Here is a 25,769-nt window from a genome sequence, read left to right on the forward strand (position 1 = left end):
TGCAAAAGCACTAAATTGCTCAAGATCAGATTTCAAATTTTCAGCTCTGAAACAAATTCATACATTTAATTGACGCCACTAAATTGCCACTATTATGATCGCCGCCAATTGATGGCGCTGTGCCATATAGAGGGATCTAGAGATGTGGCGTACGGTACGTCGGACCAGGCTCTGCCTTCTGTCCGCTTTTTTTTGCCTGGGCTTTGCTGGAACAGCTCAAGGCGCTACCCCGCAGAACACGCCGGGCGTCGTCGATACCGCTGCCACCGGTGCAGTCAATGTCAAGGCCGACAGCCTGGAAGCCAGGTATTGGTGAGTACATCGCCAAACAGTTGTATCCGAATAAGCCTGTTGATCAATTAACCGAGTCGGAAAAGCAGACGATATCGGCTCTATCAACATTGGCTGGAGGACTGGCAGGTGGGCTGGCCGCTGGAGGTTTGAACAACGCGATTGCCGCTGCAGGGACCGCTAAAAACGCGGTCGAGAACAACCATCTGAGCCCGATCGAAGACGCCTCCCTGGAGGTAATGCGAAAGGAGTACAACTCGTCGTGCGTGGGAGTTTCGTCAGATGAATGCACAAAACTGAAAGCTGATATTGAGGCTTTGTTCAAGAAGGCCCAAAGCATACTTAAAGACGAAACCATCAGCTTGGCAAGTGATGCGACCTGGGACTCCAAGCAGGATCACAAACCTGGCGACATCGTCATGTGCAAGACGTCCTATACCTCGTTCTGCGTAGTTACAGATCAATCTGTGAAAACCGCTGACGGTAACGAGTGGTATCTGAAGCCGGCGACCGTCGAACAGGCATTGGAAGGACGAGCGAATCAGGAGAAGATGACGAGCGATACGATAGCGTCGCTTAAGCAGATTGCTGTTGATTCATTCAATGAAGGCTGCGGTGGGTCGCTAGGAATCGGTATCGTATGCCAGCTTTCGATGGCATTTGGTGTCACTAACCCGGTTACAGAGGCCAAGGCGACCACTGGCGAGCGAATTGGTTGGTTTGCGCAAGCGCTTCTGAATATAGTGGGGCTGAAGGCTGCTGTTGGTGGCGCTGGAGCAAAAGGTAGCTCGATAGTTGATGCTGAGAAAGATGCACTAGACCGAATAGCGCAGAACCCCAAAGGCCCTGATTTAACAGGTAAGCAGCCCGGGGCAATTCTACAGCAGCAATCTGATAACCGAATTAGCGATCTTGCATCGCAGTACAATAATTCAAGTCTTCAACCAAAGGATTTTCAATTGAGTATAGGAGGAAAGACGCTCCAAGCTGACCCTTATCTCAGTGTTGGTGCGCCTGTTTATTCTGGCACTACGACATCAGATGTAATGAGCTATTTTAGACAGTTGACAGGAACTGAATATATGCCAGTCGTAAAGTCGATTCCCGGGAAAGGGGATGTTTATGCTGCAACGATTACTTCTGGAGCTAACGCAGGTAGCAAAATTACGTTGAGGAATTTCTCGAACTCAACTCAACAGTCAGGCGCAACTTGGACCATAGACGTAATAAATCCGTCTATTAATGCTGGAAAACGAATCGAGATTAAATTTAAATGAATATAGATTTTTTGTACTCAGCTATTCTAAGTAGCTCCTTCGGCCTATCAATTGGATCGATTTGGCAGCACTTAAGTGTGGAAATTTCGCACTTGAAAATAAGTGATGAAGAAAGAGCGGAAATTTTTTTCGAATTACTGAGGCGTCTAATGCTCGAAGGGCATTTAAAGCTGGCGTCAGATGGAAATTATCTCTCTGGTAGTATTGATGAGCAAATTAGTATCATTGCACTCGCGTGGCCTGTTCACCCTGAGGAAGATGAACTTGATGGTTTTGGATTTTGGTTTTTAACTACCGTTCCGGTTGGAGTAGTATGGTTCACCTCCGCTGGCCAGGAGATATGGACATAATTTATCTAGGTTAGTTGGTGCAAAAGGAACGACAACTGCTGGGGAGCTTGCTGGCGCACCTCCCAAAAATCCATTGCTTGATGATTCGATTCCGAGAGATGGTGATCGTCTGGTCGTGACCAAGGGCCCGTGCCTACCTGCGGACATAACTCTTGCGGTATGGTTCTGGATACGTTGGGCAATGAGGTTGATATAGGATCTCTTATCCAAAGGATTGCGCCTTCTGAGGGTGGGATTTACGCTCGAGATGTTGCAAGCCTGATGACTTCTGAAGGTGTTCCTGCAAGTGCCTTTGGGAGCAGAAATGTTGCTGATTTGGCTAGATACACCGGTGATGGAGCTCCGGTGGTTGTCCGCATTGTTGACAACACGAAAGGTACTGACTTTTCCCATTTTGTTGTGGTGGATGGGGTTACAACTAGAAATGGAATCTCCGTTGTAGCTATTCGCGATCCGCATGGGTCCCAATATTTTAGTCCCGTCAGTACCTTTCAAAGAAATTTTTCAGGTGAGGTTGTTGTTCCTCGGAGTGCACTTAAGTGAAATTAAATATTGATTTCCCTAAAAACATGATCACGGATGAATTACTCAGACAGGAACGAATTCCCTGCTTTTGCAAGGTTTCAAAAGAGTTTGAAATTTCATTTTCGAATACTGTCCCTGAGTCATCGGGGGGGGGTATCAGGCTGGGATCGTAGAGAACTGGAGTTAAGAGCCGTTGCAGGGGCGGGCGGTCGATATACGCATTTCGCTAATGGTTTAATTACGTTGCAGAAAGTTGATGAAGGCGTTTACAAGATCCTTGATCTTGAGATGTTTTATAGAAGTTACGGCTGGTGCGCTGTCTTACGGGGTGGGGAGTATGCACCTCCCGGAGATTTTTGGGATGAAGAGTAAAGACTTTCTGATGAATGCTAGGCTGGGGATTCAATGGCATGAGTGGAATCTCTGGGTCGAATTCTGAATCCAATCATTTTGTCTTTTTTGAAGAATATGATGATAAGAGATTTGATGCGTTTGTAGATGTTGCTCTGAGGGTTTTAAAAAGCAAGGAGGAAGGCCGCGAACTTGATCCGTGCTCAGGAAAAAAAGAAGAAAAGGGAACAGATTTATTTTTCGGAAAGAGGACAAAATAAATAAATCTGTCCCCTTTTTCGTAATCGTGTCCCGTCCTGAATAAGGTTTACACCTTCTGATCGGTTTTTCAGGAGGATGTAATGGAATCAGCAAAAAGGCGTAGTCAGCGAGACTACACGCTGACCTTTAAATTGTCGGTCGTCGACCAGGTCGAAAAAGGCGAGCTGAGTTATAAAGAGGCTCAGGAGCGCTACGGGATTCAAGGCAAAACGACCGTTCTGACGTGGTTACGTAAGCACGGCCGGCAGGATTGGAGCCCAGGCACATACATTGGCTCGCCGAGGATGGGGTCTATGCCCGACAAAAACCGACCATTAACGCCAGAGCAACGTATCAAAGAGCTTGAAGAGCAGTTGGCGCTATCCAATCAGAAAGCGCAGTTTTTCGAGGCGGTCGTGGATGTCTTGAAGAATGACTACGGTCTGTCTGTCGTAAAAAAGCGTCCCGGCAAGTCCTCGCGCAAAAACGAATCCAAAACCTGAGCATCAGCAGGGCTTGCCAGTTCATGGGAATAAGCCGACAGGCTTACTACAAAGGCAATCGCGCCGATGTTGCTCGTTTCGTTCTGGATCAGAAAGTTGCCGATTTTGTTCAGCAAAAACGTCAGCGGCAGCCGCGGCTGGGCACCCGAAAACTGCATTACTTGCTGCATTGCCAGCCTCAACTTGAGCTGCAAGTGGGTCGAGATCGGCTGTTTTCGATTCTGCGGGAAAGACGTCTATTGGTAGCTCGCAAGCGGGCTTACCACAAGACGACCGACAGCCATCATCGCTTCCGGCGCCATCCGAATCTGCTCAAGCCCGGTCCCGATCAGGTTGTTCCAAGCGGCCCAGAACAAGTCTGGGTCGCGGACATCACCTATTGTGTGCCCGGAGTTCAGAGCGAGCATGGACGCTCAATTGAACCACGAGTCTATCTGGAATGTTGAACTGAAAACTCATGATGAGGAACCAAACAACCCCACCGACTGTGACGGTGGTGAACCTGAGCGGCAGTGACCTGTGGCATGCCTGCAGGGTGATGTAACCCGCTGACAACGGGGATTGAGGCGAGATCACTAAGCCAAGATGATCCTCAAGGTTGAGTGTTGAAAGGCTGAAGAACATGAATCCATTAATCCGCCTCTGAGGGTTGAAATGTCACCACGGCTTACGTGATCTGATAAGCCGTACAGAAGGAACAGGCAGTGACAAATAGGCGCTGCCGACCGAAGGAGCTCTGATAGGTAAGCGGAACTCTGGGACAGCGGAATCCATCACAGATCGGACTGCTGCCTTCTGTCAACTTGCGGCAAGCAAGGGTAAAGAGTGCGATGGGCAGCCTCCTCAATATGCTTGAGTCCAGATAGGTAAACCGGGGAAGGTCAATGACGGATGCCAAGGGGGCATGGCCCCGATGCCGCATTGACTGGCGGAGCTTCCGTAGTAGTTCGAGATGGGGAAAGCCCATTACATGGCGAAGGGAAGCAGTTTAAATGTGTTTGCCAAGCGAATTAACTGACCTAACAAGGTGAAGACCTTTGATAATCAGCGAAATGCAACGCAAGCTTGCCACATGGGCAGCAACAGATCCGCCCCAGCGGGTTGACCGGTTGCTGCGCCTGATAGCACAGCCGGACTGGCTGGCAGAGGCTGCGCGAATCACCCTGTCATCAAAAGGTGCCCGTACGCCTGGCGTTGATGGAGTGGATAAGCCAATGCTGCAAGCCAGACTGGCGGATGTATTGCAAAAGCTCAGGGAAGATCTTCTCTCAGGTAACTACCAGCCTCTGCCGGCCAGACGGATTTACATCCCCAAGGCCAATGGCAAGCGAAGACCTCTCGGCATCCCCACTCTGCGAGATCGTATTGTTCAACGGGCTATGCTGATGGCTATGGAGCCCATTTGGGAGAGCGAGTTTCACACGCTCTCGTATGGTTTTCGGCCTGAACGCAGTGTCCACCATGCAATTCGTACTGTGAAGCTCCAACTCACAGACAATGCAGAAACGAGGGGCCGCTGGGTCATTGAGGGTGACTTATCCAGCTACTTCGATACCGTGCATCATCGCCTGCTGATGAAAGCCGTACGCCGTAGAATCAGAGACACTCGTTTCATGGAGCTGCTGTGGAAAACAATCAAGGCTGGGCATATCGATGTCGGACTCTTCCGGGCTGCCAGTGAAGGAGTGCCGCAGGGTGGTGTTATATCGCCGCTACTGTCGAATATCATGCTCAATGAATTCGATCAGTACCTGCATGAACATTACCTGAACCAGAAGGCCCGAAAAGATCGGTGGTACTGGAACCATAGCATCCAGGTTGGTCGAAGCACGGCGATCAGAGAGAACTGGCAATGGAAGCCAGCCGTTGCTTACTGCCGATACGCCGATGACTTTGTGATCATCGTCAAAGGCACTAAAGCACAAGCGCAAGCCATCAGAGAAGAATGCCGGAGTGTGCTCGAAGACAGCCTGAAACTAAGGCTGAACATGGAGAAGACCAAGATCACTCATGTGAACGACGGGTTTGTCTTTCTGGGCCATCGGATTATCCGCAAGTGTAGCCGCTACGGCGATATGCGCGTGGTAACGACGATACCACGAGACAAAGCCAGAAGCTTCGCAGCATCCCTGACGGCTCTGTTATCAGGTAACTACAGTGAAAGCAAAATCGATATGGTTGAATCGATCAACCGAAAGCTGAAAGGCTGGGCCGCGTTTTATCAATTCGTTGATTTCAAGGCCAAAGTGTTCAGTTACATCGATCGTGTCGTGTTCTGGAAACTGGCCCATTGGCTGGCTCACAAATACCGATCCCGTATCAAACCCCTGATGCGTCAATGGTGCAAAGCTCCTAAGCCCTGCCAAAGTAAGACCTGGGTTTTATTTGGCAAGACTAATAATGGCAAGCTCAGTGGTGAAACACTATATCGGTTAGTTGGGCAAGGCAAGAAGCTGTTCCGATGGCGTCTGCCCGAAGGTAATCCTTACCTGAGGTCGGAACCCAGGAACACATGGACCTCGCGCTTCACTGAAGTGGCCATGGCGTTCGCCGGCATTTAAACGGAGAGCCGGATGCATTGAAAGGTGCACGTCCGGTTCGGTGAGGAGAGGCAGGGAAATAGTCCGACTACGCCCTGCCTCTTACTCAACTGCCAACGCAGGAAGGTGTGGCCTATCTGAGCCTTGTGACGGATGCTTTTTCGCGAAAGATCGTGGGCTATCACGTCCATGAAAGCCTGCACGCCGAGTCGGTCGCGCATGCACTGCGCCGGGCGGTGAAACACCGTCGAACGGAGCAGCCGCTGATCCATCACTCAGATAGAGGCAGCCAGTATTGCTCGGGAATGTACCAGGAACTGCACGCGAAACACGGCATCCGGTGTTCGATGACGGACGGCTATGACTGCTACCAAAACGCCTTGGCAGAGCGGGTCAACGGGATATTGAAGACAGAGCTTTTGCTCCAGCGACCTCAGGATTTAATGCAAGCGAAGAAGATGGTGAGTGAGTCGATATCGATCTACAACCGCGAGCGTCCGCACCTGTCTTTGAAGTACAAAACGCCCGATGCTGTGCATCGGGCGTTAGGGTGAAACAGGTGTAAACCTATTTCAGGACTAGACAGGTGTCCCCAGATGGCGCGAAGCAGTAACCACACTGGCAATACCTTGGAAGTCGTAAGACATGCTCAGTTACCTCATTTAAACAGGGCGGCTGCCCCTAATGCCGGTCAGTTAAGGGACAGAACGGGCAACCAGTAACCTGTGGCGAGCGGGCTTGTCGAATCGTCGCACCGCCCGCGTTGGGGTGCGAAGCGCCCCTGATGAAGACGAATGCGGTGTATCAGGCACTCATCTGCGCCTGGTTTTGGGGCTGCTTCGCAGCCCAACGCGGGGCAAGCCCGCTCGCCACAGTTACAGTGTTCCTCCTTAACTGACTGACATTGGCGGCTGCCCCCGATTTCAGTTATGTGGCTTGTTGTTTGTTGAATGCCTGCGCGCAATGAACACACCGCCGAGTAACAGCGCTGCGCTTGCTGCAACCAACCAATATCGTTCGCCAGGGTTCATTCCGGTTGCTGAATCAATCATCATGACATCCTCCTATCTCTGGTCTTGCGATAGAGAAGGGCCAGCAAATGATCGTTCAGTCCAAATGACTGAGTGGTGCGTTCAGTGCTGATGGGCCTTTATAGTCGGATCAGTGATCTGAATAACGGTACCCTGTTGCCATGCGTCCGCACCGGGTGCGATGGGTGGCGCAACTATATCGACGCGAGTCTTCTTCTTTTCGGTACTGTCGATACCCATTCGCAGATCTCGCTCGGCGACCATCCGAGGGTCGGCCTGGCCATCGGTGGTAAACCCCATCATAAGTTGCGGAGCACCCAGCGGCAGGCGTTTGTGGAGATCGGTATGCCAGGTATGCCAGGTCTTACCGTAGGTATGTACCAGCTTTTCCATCAAGGCGTGCTCAGCTACTTCGGGGATTCCCGGTGCGACCAGTTGTCCTGATTTCACTTCATGCACGTGGCTGTGCCAAAGCGCCTTTTCAGAGTCAGGCAGTGTGTTGAATAACTGCTCGCTGATGATGTATTCCACGCCCATCAACTTTGCATCCTTGCGATTGCCGTCGTAGATCACGCATTGAATCACCTCTTCGTTGAGAACCGCGCAGTAGTGATGCGCTTCCATCTGCACATCAGGATGGCCGTTGTAGAAGTGAAAGCCGTCCAGATAGGCGTTCAATGCATCAACAGGCGGACGAGATTGTAGCAGGGCTGCCCCGGCTTCCAGGGTTCGGGTAGATGGAGTAGTGGGTTTACCGGGTGCTCCTACATTCGAGGGGGAATCATTGCCAGCGCAGGCGCTTAGCAGGGTAAAGGTTGCCGCCAAGGAAAATGACTTGGCCATTGTGGCTGTCTTGGTAATCATTGTCGTAGGTTCCATCCTCTTGCCTTCTCTCAAGCTGATTGGGGAAAGTCAGGTTCAACTCTCTAGACCTTGGAAAACCTGACGCCGTGCACGTTCAAAACACTTTCGCTTGAACATTGATTGATTTGAAAGGTCGTTTTTTGGAACAGGTTGATAGCGCAATCGCTCGCGCGCAGGAGCAATTATCATGTTAGTCGCCGCTTCTATCGTGGAGTACCTCAAACGCAATCGACTGGTCATTACGACGGCCGAGTCTTGTACGGCGGGAAAAATTATCACATTGCTTTCGGAGGTCGACGGAGGGGGGGCATGTATTGAGAGCGGTTATGTTGTCTATTCGCCAGAAGCGAAACAGCGACTATTAAAAGTACGCGCGTACACCATAAATACTTTTAATCTCACGAGTTGTGAGGTTGCTCGGGAGATGGTTCTCGGGGCGCTGGACGACAGTCCGGCAAATGTAGCCATCGCGACCACAGGCATATTGGGCCCAGATGTGATCGATGGAATCCCTCCTGGAACTGTTTGTTTTGCCTGGGCCTATCGAGTAGGGCGAGGTCTGAGCGTATTCAGTCGAAAGGAACGATTCATGGGCTCGCGCGAGCAGGTTCAATTGGCTGCGTCCATCCATGCCCTGAAATCGCTGCCGCATTTTCACCAGCTAGCCATGGCGGGTGAGGGCGCTTAGCGATCTCTGACCCACAGCCTGCGAAAAGCACCTTGATCACCCGTTACTGGCCCCTCATCAGGAAATGGTAGCTGTTCGATATTCCTCAACTGTGCCGGGGTAGGTGCCTCGCGGCAGATATCCGCATGCTGGCCTGGCGGATAGGCGCCTACTACGAGAAAGTCTTTACTGGCGCCCAGACTGCAATGCCCGGTGCCTGCCGGCAACAGCAACACATCGCCTGTACTTACGTTCAGAACTTGCCCGTGCTCGCCACCTAGCATCAACTGAGCATGGCCGCTTGCGACACAGAGGTATTGGCGCAGTTGTATCATTCTCAGAGCCGTTCATGTGGGATGCGCCATTTGCAATCCGGTTATTGAAGAGAGGGCGGTGGGAAGGTGGGGATGACTGAGAAGCTCCTTCGGGTACGGGGTCGCACTCAGTAGATCCACCGTCGCGATCGATTCCCCGGTCGCTTTGAGGGCTTGCAACAGATGTGGGTGTACGTACGACAGACTGCTCGCAGCGTGGTGCGAGATACTTTGACAGACACTACTGAGGCGGCGACGGGAAGGCATTCATTCTTCCTGATTTGGTTTGCGAGCTGCGTCGAGCTGCTGGATTCCTAGAGACCATATGGTGCCTCAAAACCTGGTCGAATGCCCCCATGGCCGAATCGTTCTAAAGTTCTAAAAATGTGTTTTCACACAGGCTGGGTCGGTAGCGGCCACCGACACTTCTGGAGGCGACGCGTTTTACCTGCGCTGCGGTTTCATGCGAATAGAAGATGTCCATGCCACTCACATCATGGAGCTGGTCAACGCCTGATCAGGCAGATTTCGGCCAGAAGCGGTCATCCGGCAATGCCTACTACATGCAATCGGCCATCGATTCCGGCAATCTCGGGGGCGTCGAATCCACCTGGGAGGGGGCCAGGTGCGAACCGAGGCCGCCAGCTAGGGAAACAGCACAGCTTCCCGATAGGTGAACTCGGCCGCGCCAGAGTACAAGGTGCCGTACCGGAGCACACTGCCGCCGCGCACCGCGTGCCATACGTTCTCCATCGTCTTGGCGCCGTTCTGGTACCGGCGATAGCTCTATGGCATGTATTGTTCGTTTCGCCATGACCTTGGGCTTTTCTGAGGAGCCTGTTGCAGTAGGAATTTTCCTATCTAGTTTCCCTATATCCCTACCATCGAATAGGGATCTTCTGATGGCAGCAGTAGTGTCATTAGGCCATCCTTACAGCCAAGTCGTCGAGCTTCAAATTCATCGGTGACGACTGTTGGCGCCGATGCCGAGCTGACCCTGCCGCCGAGATTTCACTGACACATTTTGACTCCTCTTGAATCATTGCTGCGCTCGATTGTTGCAGTTTTGGAAATGAAACAGTCCTTCGTCGGCAACTGGGTCAATTAGGGGGCAGTATCAACAGCCAGGAGGCATCTGCTGACCGGTGTGGGTTAATCAGAATGTACATGTCCCGTATTAAGACGGGCACCGCCAATGCTGTCGAACAAAGAATACCTGCGCAGGATGCGGACCAAGGGCAAATAGATACCCTTGCAGGTGCCTCTAATTGCTCCTCCCATTACGCAGGTACATCGTATGCCATCGCACACTCCCCGGCTCTCGACACGGACCAGTCTCTATGCCGGCTATGCCAGCCTGCTCGCGTTTATGTTGCTGATCGCCGCTATCTCGCTGTACGCCCTGGCTAACAGCAATAAGGACTTTTTCCTCTACATTAATGGCGTTGATGCACGCACCCGCCTGGCCAACACACTGAACGACGCCGCCGCCCAGCGCGCGATTGCCCTGCGTAACATCGCCTTGAACAGCAATGTCACCGCGAGAGGACAGCAGCGGGGCGCGATTGCCGCCAACGAACAAATGGTGGCCAGCAGCCTCGCAGCGCTACGCCAGGCAATTGATAACCATGATGATGTGTCGCCCAAAGAACGTGAGCTGTTTTCAACCTTCGAGCAAGTCGAGAGCCGCTACAAACCGGTAGCGCACACCATTGCCGAACACCTGTTCAAGGGTGAAAACGATGAGGCTCTGCACATGGTCAGCGAGCAGTGCACACCATTACTGGCCGAGCTGACACAGGCAATTGGCGAATACCTGCGCTACACCAACCAGAGGGCAGACCTGCAGGTCAGCGAAAATGACGAACACTATCTGTCACAACGCAACCTGCTGCTCGCCATTACTGCGCTGGCCGTCTTACTAGCAGCGGTACTGGGCTACTTCATCAGCCGCAACCTGCTGCGCGCGCTGGGCGCCGAACCGAGTGAACTCAACCAGCTCGCCCAACGGGTTGCCAACGGCGATTTGCGCGCTAGCGAGCGCACGATTGAGCCACCACAAGCCAGCATCATGGCCGCCCTGCTGAGCATGCAGGAGAACCTGCGGGACATGACCAAAGGCATAAACCTGTCCTCACAGACCGTGGCCGAATCCAGCCAGGAGCTTAGCCAATCGAGTCTGAGAAATGCCGAAAGCGTGGCCATGGCACAGTGCGAGGTCGAGCAGATCGTCACCGCCGTTCACCAAATGGCCGCCACCGTGCAGGATGTCGCGCGCAACGCCGAATCCGCCGCCAGTGCCGCCAGCGAGGCCGACAGCGCGGCCCTGTACAGCCAGCAGAAGGCCAAAGATGCCGTCAACATGATCGACGAACTGGCCGAGACAATCGAACAGTCCAACATGGCCATGGGCCGGCTGAAGAATGAAACCGGCAATATCGGTGGCGTGCTTGAAGTGATCAAGTCGGTCGCCGACCAGACCAACCTGCTGGCCCTCAATGCAGCCATCGAAGCTGCCCGTGCTGGCGAGGCCGGACGCGGCTTCGCGGTGGTAGCCGACGAGGTGCGCAGCCTGGCACAGCGTACCCAGAAGGCCACCTCAGAGATTGAGGGGCTGATCGCCAGTCTGCAGAAAATTGCCGACGAGACCTCGCAGCATATGCAACGCTGCAAGCGCTCCAGTGCGCAGTCGGTGTCCGGCGTTTCCGAGGCCGGTGACGCGGTTAGCACAATCGTAACCATGATTGAGCGGATCAACGGCATGAACCACCAAATCGCCGCTGCCGCCGAGCAGCAGAGTACCGTTGCCGAGCAGATCAGCCGGGGCATCGTGACCGTCAGCGAAAGCGCCGAGCAATCCGCCGCAGCCTTCCGCAGCGCTCAGAAGGAAAGCGAAGGACTGGCACGCACCAGCGTGACATTGCGAGAGAACATCTCGCGCTTTCAGCTCTAGGATCTGTTGCCGTTTCATCGCGAGTCGCGTTGCTGCGAGAAATGGCCCCCGGTTAGGCGCAGGCAATCGGTGGTCTGATCGAATGCAAACGCCTGGTCAAGTGCAATGCAAACGAGTGGTCAGTACCGATGCAATCAGGTGGTCAAGTGGCGTGCAATTTCGCATTGAGCATGGAGGTCGGGTTTATGGGACGTCCCGGATAAACCGGCGAGACGAACCCCCAGCCTTTGCCGTCTTCATCCACCACGCGGGTTTTATGTAGCTCGCGTAACAGAACCAAGGCTTGCTCTGGCAACGGCACGATGTGCTTGGGCTTGCTCACTACGTAACGCCAATCGGCGCCGACCAGGTCGACGTCTTCCCAGCGCATTTGCACGAGTTCGCCAGGGCGGACTGGCAACATAACCAGCAGCCGCATGGCGGTGGCAACGCTGCCGTCATTGCATTCACCCAGGCGCAGAAGAAGCCTACCCAGATCAGCTGGCCTTTCGATTGCCGGCTTGCTGGTGACGACGTGGCGGATCTTCAACTCCTCAATGTTGCTGAGTGCCACATTGCGCTCCACCCAACCGCTACGTCTCGGCGTGCGCTGCGGGCAATGTCGCGCGCCTCTTTCAATCCGATGTCGGGATAAGCACCGATGGAGAACCGGTTTTCCTTGTCATGCAGCCGATACTTTAAGCGCCAGACCTTGGAAGGAGCTTTTCCTGGCTTGCTCGACACCCTTACCTCCAAGTAGAGGCCAGGGACTTCGCCTTCGGCGTGCTTGCCGGGTTCGGTCAAGGTGCGGATGAAAGCATCACTGAGTTTTCGTCTGAAAACAGCTGCATTAGCGGTTGCCATCGGTGGGGGCATAACTTTTTAAAACCGAAATTTTGCCCCAATTATGCCCCCCAAGTACTCTGGGACTCGTTGGGATTAGACGGATGACCTTGGACTGGTGGTCGTAATAACTTACTGTTAATAAAGGATTTTTTGGATTTTTTTGGAATTCTGTTACAGGCTATCGGGATCCCCAAAAAACATCTGAATCCGCGACCTCAACCACCGCTCCCCCGGATCATTGTCCTGCGACCCACGCCATGCCATGTGCAGTTCAAAACTGCGCACCTGCAATGGTGGGTCTTCCGCGCGCAGGCCACCGGCCGAGGTCAGCGCTTCGGCGGCGTAGTCCGGGACGGTGGCCAGGATGTCGGTGCCTGCCAGCAAGGTGCCCAGGCCGTTGAACTGCGGCACGGCCAGCACCACATGACGTTTGCGGTTGAGCTTTTCCAGTTCTTCGTCAATGAACCCGCTCAAGTCGCCAGCGAACGACACCAGGGCGTGGGGGCGGGCGCAGAAGTCGTCCAGGCTCAGGGAGCCCGGCACGCTGTCGGCGCGCAGCAGTTTCGGCAGGCTGCGACGCAGCACTTTGCGCTTGGCATTGGCCGGCAGGTCGGCGGTGTAGCTGACGCCGATGGAGATTTCACCGGAAGCCAGCAGGCCGGGCATCAGGATGTAGTTGACGCGGCGCACCACCAGTACGATACCGGGCGCTTCGGCGCGCAGGCGTTTGAGCAACTGGGGCAGCAGGGCGAATTCAACGTCGTCGGACAGGCCGATACGGAACACCGCGTTACTGGTCGCCGGGTCGAACTCGGCGGCGCGGCTGACGGCGGTGGAAATCGAGTCCAGGGCCGGGGAGAGCAGGGCGAAGATTTCCACGGCACGGGCCGAGGGTTCCATACTGCGCCCGGTGCGCACGAACAGCGGGTCATCGAATAGCCCGCGCAGGCGTGACAGTGCCGCACTGATAGCCGGCTGGCCAAGGAACAATTTTTCGGCGGCGCGGGTCACACTGCGCTCATGCATCAAGGTTTCGAATACGATCAAGAGGTTAAGGTCGACACGACGCAGGTCGTTACGGTTCATCTTGTGTCCTGGAAGAGTCAGCTTTACTTGACGAGCGCGTCCATGGGAGAGCCCTGAGGGTCCATTCAGGCGCGTGACCGGTATGAATCTTACGGGGAAAGGCTGGTACTCTGCACCGGCTAATTTAGTTTTCCTACGATACTTGAGGGCTGTTCCTCAGATGCGGAATCAATGACAGACATGTCGACTATTAACGGCGACCGGTGGCCTTAGCTGGAAAGCCCAGATAGAGTTCATGGCAATAGAGGTTACTTTGACGAGGTTTGCGATGTCCCGCACGATCCGTTTTCACAAGTTTGGTCCGGCCGAGGTGCTCAAATGCGAAGAGCATGCAACCGCGCTGCCCGCACCGGGCGAAGTGCAGGTGCGTGTCGAGGCAATTGGTATCAGCTGGTATGACATTTTGTGGCGCCAGAACCTGGCATCTTCCCACGCACGCCTTCCATCCGGCCTTGGCCATGAGATGGCCGGGGTGGTGGTCGCCTTGGGCGAGGGCGTGGATGACTTGGCGGTGGGCGATAAGGTGGCCAGTTTTCCGGCCGAGAGCCCCAATGATTATCCGGTGTATGGCGAACAGATCGTCCTGCCCCGTTCGGCCTTGACCCGTTACCCGGATGTCTTGAGCCCGATTGAAGCCAGCGTGCACTACACGCCGCTGTTGATTGCCTATTTTGCCTACGTAGACCTGGCGCGGGTCAAACCGGGGCAGATCGCCCTGGTGACAGACGCCAGCCATTGCGCGGGCCCATCCTTTGTACAGCTGGGCAAGGCCCTGGGTGTGCGAGTGATTGCGGCCACCAAGGACAGCGCGGAGCGCGAGTACCTGTTATCCCTGGGGGCAGAGAAGGTCATCGTCACCGAAGAGCAGGACCTGCTGATGCAAATCAACAAGTTCACTGACAATCGTGGCGTCGATGTGGTGTTCGATGGTTTGGGCGGGCCGCAGATGTCGTTGCTCGGTGATGTGCTGGCGCCACGTGGCAGCCTGGTGCTTTACGGCTTGCAAGGTGGTAACCAGACGCCCTTCCCGGCGTGTGCAGCGTTCCAGAAGAACATACAGTTCTTTGTGCACTGCATCGGCAACTTCACCGGCAAGCCGGAGTTGGGCATCGTCCAGGACTCTGTGGCGCTGCAGCGTGCGCTGCGTGATATCAACCAGCTGACCGCCGACCGCGTGCTCGTCCCATTGAAAACCACGGTGTTTGCGTTCAACCAGTTCGTTGAAGCCCACCGCTATATGGATGAATGCCCGTGCCGCGAGCGGGTTGCATTGCAGGTTACAGCTGTTTGAGCTGTAGGAGTATTCGCAAATGAATACTTCGTCCTCTGTGTGAGTGGGGCAAATGCGCCATTTGGCAGGGCTTAACTCGCACGCCCTGCAAGGTGCCGACCTGGCGCTTTAGTCCCTGAATTCAGCCCTTCCTCCCTGACGCCGCCCTGAAACCCAGCGCGGCGTCGCTGTGTGTGCGCCTTCAACGCGTTGCCTGTTGTTGATCTGCACTGGTTTTGACCGGCTATCTGTATCTATTAATCATTATTCCAGCACTGATAATTGTGTCCTCACTTTCATCTCAAGGATTGAGTAATGATTGAATCTCTGAAATGGCTGCCGATAGTTGCTCGAACTATAAGCGCGTTACCCGCGCGATGCTGGGTGGAAAGATACTTTTGTGGAAAATGTTTTTCCAGAAACAGGGAAAGTTGCATGGGTTTGTTTGTCGGAAGCTTCTTTAAAGGGCCGATTAAAAATATGTAGGAGCGTGTCGGAACGGTCCTAGGACTATCGATTTATGTGATCAACCCCTTGTATACCGGGGCTTGCGGGTGGACGAGTCGCGCCGGGCGCCCTCTGGGTAACTCAGGTCATTTTGTTGCGCGATGCTAGTGTCTATTCATCGGCGCACAACGGTGGCGCGCGATTTTCCTGCACATGCAATAGGTCGAGCAAATACTGTCAGCAGTTGCTTGAAACTGATATTTAAACTCAGGTAGTAGAACTATGAGCACTATTCACGAACAGGCTATGAACCATGTTTACCAACAGGTTCTGCAGCGTTTGATCGGGCACTTTACGCGCTCGGGACGTACGGCACTCCAGTTGGTGGTCCAGCGCATAGTCGTGGCGGCGGGAGGCATCGAGCAAGTGGGTGATTTCAAGGTGCTGGTCGCCCATGGAGGCGGTGAAGTCAGCAGCTACACCCTGGCGTTGCTGCGTGCGGCGCAATTGACCCTCGCCGGTCGGGCGCCGCGCACCTTTCAACTGCGGGTAGCGACCCTGCGGCACGCGGGCATGACGCAGGACCAGCTCGACACCCTCAATCGCGGCTATGGGCGACTGTTTCTTCACGATGATTCACGTGTCGAGTTGTTGATGGTGGAAAACCAGGAGGTACTGCCTTTCAATCACCTGCGCCCGGCGTCGGCGGTCGGGCGGGAAATCAGCCAGCGCAATAGGTTGATGGCGGGCCACCTGAGCGCCGGGGATTGCCGCGCGGCGGTGTGTAATGACACTTACCTGGCCCTGGGGGATTTCTACCAGCGTGTCACGACCTGCAACGGTGGCGTTCACGCGCTGGTCAGCGGTGACTCGCCGCGTAAGCAAGGCCGGTTTCTGGCCTGGTTGAAAAGAACGGCACAGGGCGCTGGCGTCGCCGTTTCCAACGAACGCCCCGCCTCGCTCAACGAACTGTTCGCGCACATGGAAAAATGGAGCGCCGATTACTATCGCGATGTGTTCGGCGAACATTACGTGGCCAGCCAGCACCCCAGCAAGACCAGCCATCGCCACCTGGCCTATATCAACGTCGCCGACCTGCTGCAGGACGTCGATCTGGGCAAGACATCCCTGTTGACCGAGTTCATGGCCTATACCCCCGACCCCTTGGGTTTTCACTTCAGCCAACCGGCCTATTGCAATCCCTTATTGATGGCGCATCTGCGCGGCTTGCAGGCCGAATGCCTGCGTGAGCTGGACTATGAAGACGGGGTCGAAGGCTTCCTCCAGCAGGCCCAGGCGTACATGCGGCGCGTGCATATGCCTGAAGCGTTCCCGGCCCAGGCCGCGACACCGGAAGGTCGCACGCTCGCAAGTACCGCAGCCCAAGCGTTCTTCGGTCTGGACGACACGCAACTGAGCTGTTTGTTGTGCTCGCCGTTTATCCACCATGGCGAACGCCTGGAAGGGTATTTGCGCCAATGCCACCCGGGAATGCTGGTGGCCCTGCCCGAGCTGCACAAGGTGCTGCAGGGCAAACCGTCCGCCGAGATGTTGCAACAGTGGGTCACCGACACCAGTGGCTTGCCGATGCCCTTGTTGCAGCACCTTTACCAAAAACGGCCGCCGGTCAGCGCCACCGGCATGCGGGGTGCCCCTGTACCCCACGGCGCCGCAACGGCCGCGCAATTGTCCGGCCGATGATGCTGCGCGGCGAACGACAGGCAGATTTCGCCTATCAGGCGGTTTATCGCTACCTCATCAACCTGATCAACGAAGTCAGTACCGATGCGCGAGTAAAGCTGCCGTCGCTGCGGCAGTTGGCCACGCGCTTGAACGTGTCGATCTCGACCATCCAGTACGCCTACGCGTTGCTGGAGAAGGAGGGCAGGGTGTATTCGGTGGCCAAGTCGGGTTATTACGCCTGGCCGATGTCGGCCAGCCCCTCGGCCTGGGCCGGTGGGGATTTGCTCGACCGCCTCTACGCCGCGGCCCGACGCCCCGCCATGGCGGTGCTCAGTGGCGATGAGCCGGCGTTGCTGGCCTCGTTGGATGGCGCCTTGTTACGCCTGGAGCGGGAGCTGGTGCGCCAATATCCGCAGCATTTGCAGCCTTGGTCCCAGCCCTGCGGCGTGTGGGAGTTACGTGCAGTGCTGGCGGCACGCTATACCTCGTCGCCCACGCGTTGCTGGCATGCCGATGACGTCTACATCGGTGCCGACTTGCGCGGTGTGCTGGATATCCTGATCGAGGTGCTGGGCCTGAGGGGCACCTCGGTGATCGTCGAGTCGCCTTGCGATTGGCTGATCCTGCGTCTGCTGCAGGACGCCGGGGTGCGCATCCTTGAGCTGCCCTGGACGCCGGAGGGCGGACTGGACCGGGCCGCCCTGGATCGACTGTTGCGCGATGAACCGGTGCACCTGGTGTTGTTTTCGTCAACCGTAAGCTTGCCGTCGGGGCTGACGATGCCGCTGCGTGACCGCCTGGACCTGGCACAGCTGCTCGGGCAACACGGTTGCTGGCTGCTGGAGAACGACACCTTCGGCGAGCTGGGTTTTGAAGCCCGGCACACGGCGTTACGCGAACTGGTGAACCCGGAGCGGCTGATCGTGTTCTCCTCGTTCGAGAAAATACTCGGTTCGGAAGCCCCCTACGGTTACCTGCTGTCCCGGCGCATGAACAATGAATTGCAACGCCAGTTCCTGTTGCGCGCATTCCGCTTGTCATCGATTCGCCAACGCGCCATCGCGCGCTTGTACCAGAGCGGGCGGATCGACCAGCACCTGCGTACATTGCGCCAACTACTGAGCGAGCAGGCCGCGCAGATGTGTCAGCGCCTGGAGCAGCACCTGGGCGGGCAGGTCGCGTATTGCCTGCCCGCCGCCGGGGCTGCGTTCTGGCTGCGCTCGCGTCATGCGGTGGACATGCGCCAGGTATTCCAGCGTCTGCTGGCCCGCCAGGTGGTGATTGCACCCGGCGAGCTATTCAGCGTCAGCGGCTTGCATCATCAGCACTTGCGGCTGAGCCATACCTTTCATGGGCAACCTAACCTGGATATTGCCCTGGCCGCCTTGAGCGACGCCCTGCGACAAGCGCAGACTGCGTGAAGTTTCTCTTGGTGTCGTAGGATTTATAACGTCGCGTCGTAGTCGAACTCTCAGTAAACTGCCATTTTTTTCCGAATCCTTCTTTTTCGAGGTTTATGCATGACAATCAGTCCTTTTGCGGGCAAGCCGGCGCCAGCCCAGTTGCTGGTGGATATCCCGCGACTGGTCACGGCCTATTACACCGGCCAGCCTGATGCAGCAATCTCCACCCAGCGCGTGGCCTTTGGTACCTCCGGGCACCGCGGCAGCTCGTTCGAACTGAGCTTCAACGAGTGGCATGTGCTCGCCATCAGCCAGGCCATCTGCCTGTACCGTGAAGCCCAAGGTATCAACGGCCCGCTGTTTGTCGGCCTGGATACCCACGCACTGTCAACCCCCGCCGGCGCCAGCGCGCTGGAAGTCCTGGCAGCCAACGGTGTGCACGTAATGCTGGCCGAAGGCGATGAATACACGCCGACCCCGGCGATTTCCCACGCCATCATCTGCTACAACCGGGGCCGCACCAGCGGCCTGGCTGACGGCATTGTCATCACGCCATCCCACAACCCGCCGCAAAGTGGCGGCTACAAATACAACCCGCCCAACGGTGGCCCGGCCGACACCCACGTCACCAAGTGGATCGAAGCCAAGGCCAACGAACTGCTGGCCAACAAGCTGGCCGGGGTCAAGCGCATCACCCACGCCCAGGCACTCAAGGCCGACACCACTCACCGCCACGACTATCTCAACAGCTACGTGGCTGATCTGATCAATGTGATCGACATGGACGCGATCCGCAGCGCCGATCTGCGCCTGGGCGTCGACCCATTGGGCGGAGCAGGGGTGCGCTACTGGTCGGCGATTGCCGAGCACTACCGCTTGAACCTGGACGTGGTGAACACTGAAGTCGATGCCACGTTCCGCTTCATGAGCGTCGACTGGGACGGCCAGATCCGTATGGACCCGTCCTCCAGCTACGCCATGCAGGGGTTGATCGGCCTCAAGGAACGCTTCGACGTGGCCTTCGCCTGCGACCCGGACCACGACCGTCATGGCATTGTCACCCCGTCCGGCGGCCTGCTGGCGCCGAACAACTACCTGGCGGTGTCGATCGACTACCTGTTCCAGAACCGGCCGGACTGGCGCGCCGATGCGGCCGTGGGCAAAACCGTGGTCAGCAGCGGCTTGATCGACCGCGTGGCGGCCCGTATTGGTCGCCGCCTGTATGAGGTGCCGGTGGGCTTCAAGTGGTTTGCCGATGGTCTGTTCGAAGGCACGCTGGGTTTTGGCGGTGAAGAAAGTGCCGGTGCCTCGTTCCTGCGTAAGGACGGTACGGTGTGGAGCACCGACAAGGACGGCTTGATTCCGGCGCTGCTGGCGGCGGAAATGACTTCGCGCAAAGGCCAGGACCCGAGCCAGATTTACCGGGGCCTGACGGACGCGTTGGGTGAGCCGTTCGCCATCCGTGTCGACGCCAAGGCCACTCCGGCGCAGAAAGCCTTGCTGGGCAAACTGTCGCCGGAGCAGGTGACCTCCACTCAATTGGCCGGGGAGAGCATTCAGCAGATCCTCAGCCATGCTCCGGGCAATAACCAGGCAATTGGCGGCTTGAAGGTCATGACCGAAAACGGCTGGTTCGCCGCGCGGCCATCGGGCACCGAGGACATCTACAAAATCTACGCCGAGAGCTTTATTGGCGAAGATCACCTCCAAAAACTGGTAGAAGAGGCGCAGGTATTGGTGGATGGCGCAATCAGCCAGTAACCCCTAACCGCAATCCCGTCACCCCTCGCTCCTACAGGGTGACGGGAAATATCAGGCCAGGTCGACCAGTACGATCTCGCTGTCTTCAATCGCCGTCACTCGCAACAGCTGCTCATCCTCCACCGCCACACCGTCTCGAGCTTGCGCACGCAAGCCATTGATTTCGATCACGCCTGTGGCGGGCACCAGATAAGCACGGCGTCCGTTATCGAGTCGGTATTCAGCACTTTCCCCGGCTTTGAGGTTGGCCGCCACCAGGCGCGCATCGGCCCGAATGCGCAGGCTTTCGCTGTCCCCGGCCTTGCCACTGGCCAGGGTCACAAAACCCTCGCGCTCACCTTTGGGAAACGGCTTGGCGCCCCAGGAAGGTGGCAGGCCGGCTTCATTGGGGATGATCCATATCTGGAAAATCTTGGTCGGCGTGGCCTCCAGGTTGTATTCGCTGTGGGCGATCCCGGTGCCAGCGCTCATCACCTGTACATCGCCAGCCTCGGTGCGGCCCTGGTTGCCGAGGTTATCGGCATGGCTGATCGCACCTTCACGCACATAGGTGATGATTTCCATATCCCGGTGCGGGTGCTGCGGGAAACCGGTGCCTGGCGCGATGATGTCGTCGTTCCACACCCGCAGGTTGCCCCAATGCATGCGCCTGGGGTCGTGGTACTCGGCGAACGAGAAATGGTGATGAGCGTCAAGCCAGCCATGATGGGCACCGCCCAAGGCGCTGAAAGGTCGAAGTTCAAGCATGATTGCCTCCTGTTGATGGCACCTATCATCCGTCAGGTCATCATCGATAAAAAGCGTAAAAAATGCCTGATTCCTATCAGTTAACCCGATTGATTAATGGCGCTTTGACTTTCACTTCATCACCTAACTGCATGACAGCACAGCAATTGGCTGGAACTGAGCGTCAATTCCAGCGACCATGGCGCACTTGTCAAAACCCAGCTCACCGCCGGAGTCCGCGTGTCGCAACAAAAGCCTGATTTGCCCCCCGATCTGCTGCCTCTGGCCGAAATGCCACTGCTCAAGCGCCTGGCGGCGCGCCTGTTTGGGCACGGCCTGACGCGTTTACGCGCCCAACACCGGTTTTCCTGGTTGCACGGGCAAGCCGATGGTTTTCGCAGCGGGCACGAAGCCGGTGTTGAATACGGTTATCGCGAGGGCAAGGCCGAGGGTCTCGAGGAAGGTCGACAGGTCTTGCTGATCCGTGACTTTCGCCCCGACGAACATCGCGCCCCGGGTATCGACGACAGCCTGTTCGATGATTGGCGCCTGCCCCTGACCGCCGATGTGAAGAAGCGCATCAAGGCCGATGTAGCCCGCCTGTTGCCGGCCCAGGCCCAACCCAGCGCGGCGCAGTGGAAGATGATCTTCAGCGATACGCCGTCCACCTCGGTCATTGCCGGCGCCGGCGCGGGCAAGTCCACTTCTCTGGTACTGCGCATCCTGCTGCTCACCCATTACCTGGGTTTTGAACTGAGCTCGATGACGGTGGTGACCTTTACCCGAGAGTCGCGCAAAGACTTCATCAACAAGCTGATGGAAGTGCTCAGCTTATGGGGCCAACCCCTTGACCTGAAAGAAGCCCAGGCCGTGGTGCGCACCTTTCACTCACGCATCCTGCCGATGGTGCGCAGCCTGCCGGGCTTTGAACGCCTGCAAGCCTTCGAAAACCTCAGCAGCGGTTTTGACGAGGCTGACAGCAACCCCTTCGATCTGCGCATCAGCGACGCGCAGCGCCAACAGCTGAATGCCTGCTATCACCGGCTGCACGGTCGGCATGCGCGCTTTCGCGAGTTGATCGCGCCGTTGGCCCGCCATGGCCTGCAGCTCAAGGAGCTGGAGCGTGACCATCCGGATGTGCAGAAGCGTATCGCGGTGACCGAATTGGCCGCCAAGCGCGATGAAGAACTGTGCGATGTGATCGAGGACCTGTGGTTTCGCGCCGGTGCCTGGCCGATCAAGGGCATTGAGCCGAATCGCCAGACCGTCGAGATCAATGGCGCGCAGTTCCATTGCCATGGCTACATTCCCGACCTGGACGCCTGGGTGGTGCTGGGATTCGATTCACGGGAAAACCCCCAGGTCAGTCGGCCGAACGCCAAGCTGTCAGTGCGCGCGGAATGGGCGGTAAAACGCACCCTGTTTCAAGCTTTCTGTCGTAAGCCGTTGATATGGCTTGATAGTTATGACTCATCAAAGCGGCTTCTAAGCAGTTTGGCCGGTGACGCCAGCGCCGGGCCTGGCTTTGATTACAAGGTCAAGGGTGAGCTGAGCGCTGCGCCCCTGCTGGACAGCTTCGTCATGGCCGCCGGCTTTATCGAGAACCTTGGCCTGGACGTACCGACCGCCGTGGGCCAGATGAGCTTCGCCAAGGACGATCCGGACCGTTGCTTCTTTGAAGCCCTGAGCATTTTCTGGAAGGCCCTGGAAGATCACTTACTCGACCAGTCGCCGCCGATCATGACCTACAACCGCATGTTCTCGCTGTTCGGCGAAAATACCCCGGAAAATCTCAAGCTGCTCAGCGATCCACTGCTGCGGCCAATGTCGCACCTGATGATCGACGAGTTCCAAGACGTTTCGCCGCAGATCGTCTCGTGGCTTCGCGCGAGCCTGCGCGAAATCCGCAGCCGTGGGCCGGCCATGCATGTGGGCCGTGGCGCACAGCATTCCTCGCTGGTGTGTGTCGGCGACGATTGGCAATCAATCTACGGCTGGCGGGGCAGTTCGCCTCATTACTTCATGGCGTTCAACAAGGAATTTCCATCGCCGGGCACCACCCGCGTGATGCTGGGCGAGAATTACCGTAGCCACCAGCACATCATCGATGCCGCCGAGCACATCGTGCGCGCCGCTCCGGCGATCCCCGGCAAGAAGGCCAAGGCCAGCGGCCTGCCCAAGGCGCTGGAGCCGGTCAAGGTGCTGGAACGTGATGACGTGGCGCTGGGGCGTCGGTTGCTGGAACACTATCAAAAGGGCGAGTCGATATTAATGCTCTATCGAAAAAGCAGCGATAAGCTACTGATTAAAGAGCATATTCAGTCTGTAGTTAATGTGGATTCTAGCTTGCCGCCGGCCGCACGCAGGCTGAAACAACTGACCTATCACAGCGCCAAGGGCCTGCAGGCTGATGCGGTATTCCTGCTGGGGGATTGCCAGCATGTGACCCGTTCGCCCTACAAGAACCAGGTGTATCGCATGGCGGGCCTGGGCAAGGATGGCGACAGCGAGCCCTATGACACCGCGCAGCAGGACGAGGTGCTGCGCCTGGCCTATGTCGGTATTACCCGGGCGGTAAGCCACTGCTACTGGTACGTGGAAAAACCCGAAGGCCAAGCGGTCAATGTGCCCAGGGCCTCGGAGCGGGTCGATGGCAAAAAGGCGTTTTTTGACGATCAGCGCGGCTGAAGGCCCGTTCCCCCAGTTTGTTCCGCGTCGTTGCTTGGATCAGGCCCGCAACGAAAGGGGCGGCACAAAGGACTCGAGCTCATCTTCCACCGCCTCGATGATCCGCTCCACATCGGCGGCATTCATCACCGTGGCGCAGGGGATGCCGGCGATGGCAATCAGGGTTTCGCCGCTGGCGCGGTCGAACAGACGGGCCACCATACTGCCAGGAGCATCCATGCTGCCCTCGAAGCCCATCGGATGAAAATACCAGCGCATCATTTGGCAGGCGTTGGGGAACGTCACTTTATTCATGTTGCCCACCTTGTTCATTGAGCGCTTCCTTTAGCTCGCGGCAGGGGGCCAGGACCTTCACTGGTCATGGCGTTGAAGAAGTTAAAAATAGCATTCGTTCGCAGGTGCAATGTGGGTTTTTTGGCCCCGTTCGGCGGTTGCTTTCCATAAGCTTGATGTGTGTCATGTTCTGCGGATTCCAGGGCAAAGGGCCATTGCCGATGGCCCGTGCTCCAGCGTCCAGTCTATCGAAATCAGGTTGAGGAGCTTGGCATGCCGGCATGGCGCACGATCAGTTTATGGATGGACCAGTTGGGCGACCCGCTGGTAGCGCGACCGTCACTTGCGCACGACCTGGACGTCGACGTGGCCATTATCGGCGCCGGTTACACGGGGCTATGGACTGCCTATTATCTGAAACGCCAGGCCCCGGAGCTGAAGATCGCGATCATCGAGGCACAGACCGCAGGTTTCGGTGCGTCGGGCCGCAATGGCGGCTGGCTGATGGGTAACCTGCTGGGCGAAGACCGCCTGCTGGCTGGCCTCTCCCCGCAACAACGGCGGGCCTCGTTCGACCTGCTGCATGGCATCCCGGATGAAGTGGCACAGGTGCTGGCCCGCGAGGGCATCGAGTGTGACTACCGCAAGGGTGGCGCGCTGTACTGCGCCGCGCGCTACCCGGAACAGGAAAGCAGCCTGCGCCGTTACTTGAACACACTGCATGCCCAAGGCCTCACCGAAGACGACTACCGCTGGCTGAGCCCGCAACAGTTGACCGAACAAATCCGCATCGCCAAGCCTTATGGCGGTATCTATGCGCCCCATGTCGCGACCATCAACCCCGCCAAGCTGGTACGCGGCCTGGCGCGGGTGGTGGAGAGCATGGGCGTGGCGATCTACGAAAACAGCCCAGTCACCCGTTGGCAGTCCGGCAGCCTGCGGACTGCCAACGCCAGCGTACGCGCGGCATGGGTAGTGCCGGCGGTCGAAGGGTACGCCACCACCTTGCCGCCGCTGGGGCGTTACCAATTGCCGGTACAGAGCCTGATCGTCGCCACCGAACCGCTGCCCGCCAGCACCTGGGACGCGATCGGCCTGAGCCACGGCCAGGCCTTTGGCGAAAGCAGCCGTCAGGTCACCTATGGCCAGCGTACGGCGGATAACCGCCTGGTGTTCGGTGCTCGCGGCGGTTATCAGTTCGCCGGTAACTTGCGCCACAACTTCGATTTGACCGACAGCGAAGTGGCGCTGCGGCGCTACCTGTTCGGCGAACTGTTCCCGCAATTGAAGCACGTGCGGATTACCCATTCCTGGGGCGGCAACCTTGGCATGTCGCGCAACTTCCGACCGCACATGCTCTGCGATCACCGCACCGGCATCGCGCTGTCCGGCGGTTATGGCGGGGAGGGCGTGGGCGCCAGCCATCTCGGTGGCCGCACCCTGGCCGACCTGATCCTCGGGCACGACACGCCACGGACCCACCAGCCTTGGGTCATCCGCGAACGTGGCCTGGGCGCGCTCAAGGCCTGGGAGCCCGAACCGTGCCGCTGGCTGGGCTACAACGCGATCATTCGCAGTTTCGTCCATGAGGATCAGGTGTTGGCCAACCCCCATTCGGCCCCTTGGCGCCGCAAGCTGGCGAGCGGCCTGGCCGGGTTCATGGAAAGTTTCATGCACTAAGACGTCCATCGTTCATCTACA

At 56.9% G+C, this 25,769-nt stretch carries 18 protein-coding genes and 4 pseudogenes; 15 read left to right on the forward strand and 7 right to left on the reverse strand.

Annotation, left to right across the window (positions count from 1 at the left end):
- The first annotated feature begins 278 nt into the window (after nucleotides 1-278).
- The 7 genes and pseudogenes from AB4O05_RS17765 to AB4O05_RS17795 all read left to right on the forward strand — a co-directional run.
- Nucleotides 279-1,568, forward strand: coding sequence for a VENN motif pre-toxin domain-containing protein (locus AB4O05_RS17765; protein WP_460164768.1), 1,290 nt, complete (start codon nucleotides 279-281; stop codon nucleotides 1,566-1,568).
- Complete coding sequence (locus AB4O05_RS17770) at nucleotides 1,565-1,918, forward strand: DUF596 domain-containing protein (RefSeq protein WP_102594239.1); 354 nt, start codon at nucleotides 1,565-1,567, stop codon at nucleotides 1,916-1,918. Before AB4O05_RS17765 ends, AB4O05_RS17770 begins: the two co-directional genes overlap by 4 nt.
- A 159-nt stretch (nucleotides 1,919-2,077) precedes the next feature.
- Nucleotides 2,078-2,461: a cysteine peptidase family C39 domain-containing protein gene (locus AB4O05_RS17775; RefSeq protein WP_460136276.1), complete on the forward strand. Its 384-nt coding sequence runs from the start codon at nucleotides 2,078-2,080 to the stop codon at nucleotides 2,459-2,461.
- Between the two features lie 392 nt (nucleotides 2,462-2,853).
- Entirely contained in the window at nucleotides 2,854-3,054 is a 201-nt protein-coding gene (locus tag AB4O05_RS17780) for a hypothetical protein (RefSeq protein ID WP_460136274.1), read from the forward strand.
- Nucleotides 3,055-3,135: 81 nt separating this feature from the next.
- Nucleotides 3,136-3,917 (forward strand): annotated as a pseudogene (locus AB4O05_RS17785) (transposase family protein); the annotation flags it as partial.
- 657 nt (nucleotides 3,918-4,574) lie between these two features.
- Nucleotides 4,575-6,098, forward strand: coding sequence for a group II intron reverse transcriptase/maturase (ltrA, locus tag AB4O05_RS17790; RefSeq protein WP_460135029.1), 1,524 nt, complete (start codon nucleotides 4,575-4,577; stop codon nucleotides 6,096-6,098).
- An 80-nt stretch (nucleotides 6,099-6,178) separates the two neighbouring features.
- Nucleotides 6,179-6,659, forward strand: a pseudogene (locus AB4O05_RS17795) (IS3 family transposase); the annotation flags it as partial.
- A 341-nt stretch (nucleotides 6,660-7,000) separates the two neighbouring features.
- Here the strand turns inward: AB4O05_RS17795 and AB4O05_RS17800 are convergent.
- Nucleotides 7,001-7,132 carry a hypothetical protein gene (locus AB4O05_RS17800; RefSeq protein WP_460136272.1) on the reverse strand — a complete coding sequence of 44 codons (132 nt, stop codon included), beginning with the start codon at nucleotides 7,130-7,132 and terminating at the stop codon, nucleotides 7,001-7,003.
- A gap of 78 nt (nucleotides 7,133-7,210) precedes the next feature.
- Nucleotides 7,211-7,972 carry an OBAP family protein gene (locus AB4O05_RS17805; protein ID WP_460136271.1) on the reverse strand — a complete coding sequence of 254 codons (762 nt, stop codon included), beginning with the start codon at nucleotides 7,970-7,972 and terminating at the stop codon, nucleotides 7,211-7,213.
- 187 nt (nucleotides 7,973-8,159) lie between these two features.
- On the opposite strand from AB4O05_RS17805, the gene AB4O05_RS17810 reads away from it, so the two are divergent.
- Nucleotides 8,160-8,660: a CinA family protein gene (locus tag AB4O05_RS17810; protein WP_460164769.1), complete on the forward strand. Its 501-nt coding sequence runs from the start codon at nucleotides 8,160-8,162 to the stop codon at nucleotides 8,658-8,660.
- Here the strand turns inward: AB4O05_RS17810 and AB4O05_RS17815 are convergent.
- Nucleotides 8,657-8,959, reverse strand: a pseudogene (locus AB4O05_RS17815) (cupin); the annotation flags it as partial. The gene AB4O05_RS17810 and the pseudogene AB4O05_RS17815 sit on opposite strands and share 4 nt — an antisense overlap.
- 1,291 nt (nucleotides 8,960-10,250) lie before the next feature.
- Here AB4O05_RS17815 and AB4O05_RS17820 point away from each other — a divergent pair.
- On the forward strand, nucleotides 10,251-11,906 hold the full coding sequence (locus AB4O05_RS17820) for a methyl-accepting chemotaxis protein (RefSeq protein WP_460136269.1): 1,656 nt from the start codon (nucleotides 10,251-10,253) through the stop codon (nucleotides 11,904-11,906).
- A gap of 160 nt (nucleotides 11,907-12,066) precedes the next feature.
- On the opposite strand, the pseudogene AB4O05_RS17825 reads toward AB4O05_RS17820, so the two are convergent.
- Together AB4O05_RS17825 and AB4O05_RS17830 are read right to left on the reverse strand one after the other, a co-directional pair.
- Nucleotides 12,067-12,749, reverse strand: a pseudogene (locus AB4O05_RS17825) (Arm DNA-binding domain-containing protein); the annotation flags it as partial.
- A gap of 153 nt (nucleotides 12,750-12,902) precedes the next feature.
- Nucleotides 12,903-13,817 carry a LysR family transcriptional regulator gene (locus AB4O05_RS17830; protein WP_460136267.1) on the reverse strand — a complete coding sequence of 305 codons (915 nt, stop codon included), beginning with the start codon at nucleotides 13,815-13,817 and terminating at the stop codon, nucleotides 12,903-12,905.
- 268 nt (nucleotides 13,818-14,085) lie between these two features.
- On the opposite strand from AB4O05_RS17830, the gene AB4O05_RS17835 reads away from it, so the two are divergent.
- The 4 genes from AB4O05_RS17835 to pgm all read left to right on the forward strand — a co-directional run bounded on the left by AB4O05_RS17835 (nucleotide 14,086) and on the right by pgm (nucleotide 20,381).
- The gene (locus AB4O05_RS17835; RefSeq protein ID WP_460136265.1) at nucleotides 14,086-15,108 is read left to right on the forward strand and encodes a zinc-dependent alcohol dehydrogenase family protein; all 1,023 of its coding nucleotides are present in this window, start codon (nucleotides 14,086-14,088) and stop codon (nucleotides 15,106-15,108) included.
- Between the two features lie 708 nt (nucleotides 15,109-15,816).
- On the forward strand, nucleotides 15,817-17,235 hold the full coding sequence (locus AB4O05_RS17840; RefSeq protein WP_460136263.1) for a hypothetical protein: 1,419 nt from the start codon (nucleotides 15,817-15,819) through the stop codon (nucleotides 17,233-17,235).
- The gene (locus AB4O05_RS17845; protein ID WP_460136262.1) at nucleotides 17,232-18,638 is read left to right on the forward strand and encodes an aminotransferase-like domain-containing protein; all 1,407 of its coding nucleotides are present in this window, start codon (nucleotides 17,232-17,234) and stop codon (nucleotides 18,636-18,638) included. The genes AB4O05_RS17840 and AB4O05_RS17845 overlap by 4 nt, the downstream gene beginning before the upstream one ends.
- 99 nt (nucleotides 18,639-18,737) lie before the next feature.
- Nucleotides 18,738-20,381, forward strand: a complete 1,644-nt coding sequence (pgm, locus tag AB4O05_RS17850) for a phosphoglucomutase (alpha-D-glucose-1,6-bisphosphate-dependent) (protein ID WP_460136261.1) — start codon at nucleotides 18,738-18,740, stop codon at nucleotides 20,379-20,381.
- A gap of 51 nt (nucleotides 20,382-20,432) precedes the next feature.
- Here the strand turns inward: pgm and AB4O05_RS17855 are convergent, their stop codons facing one another.
- The gene (locus AB4O05_RS17855; RefSeq protein WP_460136260.1) at nucleotides 20,433-21,128 is read right to left on the reverse strand and encodes a pirin family protein; all 696 of its coding nucleotides are present in this window, start codon (nucleotides 21,126-21,128) and stop codon (nucleotides 20,433-20,435) included.
- Nucleotides 21,129-21,347: 219 nt separating this feature from the next.
- Between AB4O05_RS17855 and AB4O05_RS17860 the strand changes: the two genes are divergently transcribed.
- Nucleotides 21,348-23,795, forward strand: a complete 2,448-nt coding sequence (locus AB4O05_RS17860) for a UvrD-helicase domain-containing protein (RefSeq protein ID WP_460136259.1) — start codon at nucleotides 21,348-21,350, stop codon at nucleotides 23,793-23,795.
- A gap of 39 nt (nucleotides 23,796-23,834) precedes the next feature.
- Here the strand turns inward: AB4O05_RS17860 and AB4O05_RS17865 are convergent, their stop codons facing one another.
- Nucleotides 23,835-24,107, reverse strand: a complete 273-nt coding sequence (locus tag AB4O05_RS17865; RefSeq protein WP_460136258.1) for a DUF1652 domain-containing protein — start codon at nucleotides 24,105-24,107, stop codon at nucleotides 23,835-23,837.
- 234 nt (nucleotides 24,108-24,341) lie between these two features.
- Between AB4O05_RS17865 and AB4O05_RS17870 the strand changes: the two genes are divergently transcribed.
- Nucleotides 24,342-25,748, forward strand: coding sequence for an NAD(P)/FAD-dependent oxidoreductase (locus tag AB4O05_RS17870; protein WP_460136257.1), 1,407 nt, complete (start codon nucleotides 24,342-24,344; stop codon nucleotides 25,746-25,748).
- Nucleotides 25,749-25,769: the final 21 nt, after the last annotated feature.

It is taken from the genome of Pseudomonas sp. S1_G07 (genome assembly GCF_054668565.1).

Coding starts and splice junctions, on each gene's coding strand:
- AB4O05_RS17810 (WP_460164769.1), top strand. CDS start 8,160: ATGTTAGTCGCCGCTTCTATCGTGGAGTACCTCAAACGCAATCGACTG.
- AB4O05_RS17845 (WP_460136262.1), top strand. CDS start 17,232: ATGATGCTGCGCGGCGAACGACAGGCAGATTTCGCCTATCAGGCGGTT.
- AB4O05_RS17865 (WP_460136258.1), bottom strand. CDS start 24,107: ATGAACAAGGTGGGCAACATGAATAAAGTGACGTTCCCCAACGCCTGC.
- AB4O05_RS17765 (WP_460164768.1), top strand. CDS start 279: ATGTCAAGGCCGACAGCCTGGAAGCCAGGTATTGGTGAGTACATCGCC.
- AB4O05_RS17800 (WP_460136272.1), bottom strand. CDS start 7,132: ATGATGATTGATTCAGCAACCGGAATGAACCCTGGCGAACGATATTGG.
- AB4O05_RS17835 (WP_460136265.1), top strand. CDS start 14,086: ATGTCCCGCACGATCCGTTTTCACAAGTTTGGTCCGGCCGAGGTGCTC.
- AB4O05_RS17770 (WP_102594239.1), top strand. CDS start 1,565: ATGAATATAGATTTTTTGTACTCAGCTATTCTAAGTAGCTCCTTCGGC.
- AB4O05_RS17780 (WP_460136274.1), top strand. CDS start 2,854: ATGAGTGGAATCTCTGGGTCGAATTCTGAATCCAATCATTTTGTCTTT.
- pgm (WP_460136261.1), top strand. CDS start 18,738: ATGACAATCAGTCCTTTTGCGGGCAAGCCGGCGCCAGCCCAGTTGCTG.
- AB4O05_RS17840 (WP_460136263.1), top strand. CDS start 15,817: ATGAGCACTATTCACGAACAGGCTATGAACCATGTTTACCAACAGGTT.
- AB4O05_RS17830 (WP_460136267.1), bottom strand. CDS start 13,817: ATGAACCGTAACGACCTGCGTCGTGTCGACCTTAACCTCTTGATCGTA.
- AB4O05_RS17855 (WP_460136260.1), bottom strand. CDS start 21,128: ATGCTTGAACTTCGACCTTTCAGCGCCTTGGGCGGTGCCCATCATGGC.
- AB4O05_RS17870 (WP_460136257.1), top strand. CDS start 24,342: ATGCCGGCATGGCGCACGATCAGTTTATGGATGGACCAGTTGGGCGAC.
- AB4O05_RS17775 (WP_460136276.1), top strand. CDS start 2,078: ATGGTTCTGGATACGTTGGGCAATGAGGTTGATATAGGATCTCTTATC.
- AB4O05_RS17820 (WP_460136269.1), top strand. CDS start 10,251: ATGCCATCGCACACTCCCCGGCTCTCGACACGGACCAGTCTCTATGCC.
- AB4O05_RS17805 (WP_460136271.1), bottom strand. CDS start 7,972: ATGATTACCAAGACAGCCACAATGGCCAAGTCATTTTCCTTGGCGGCA.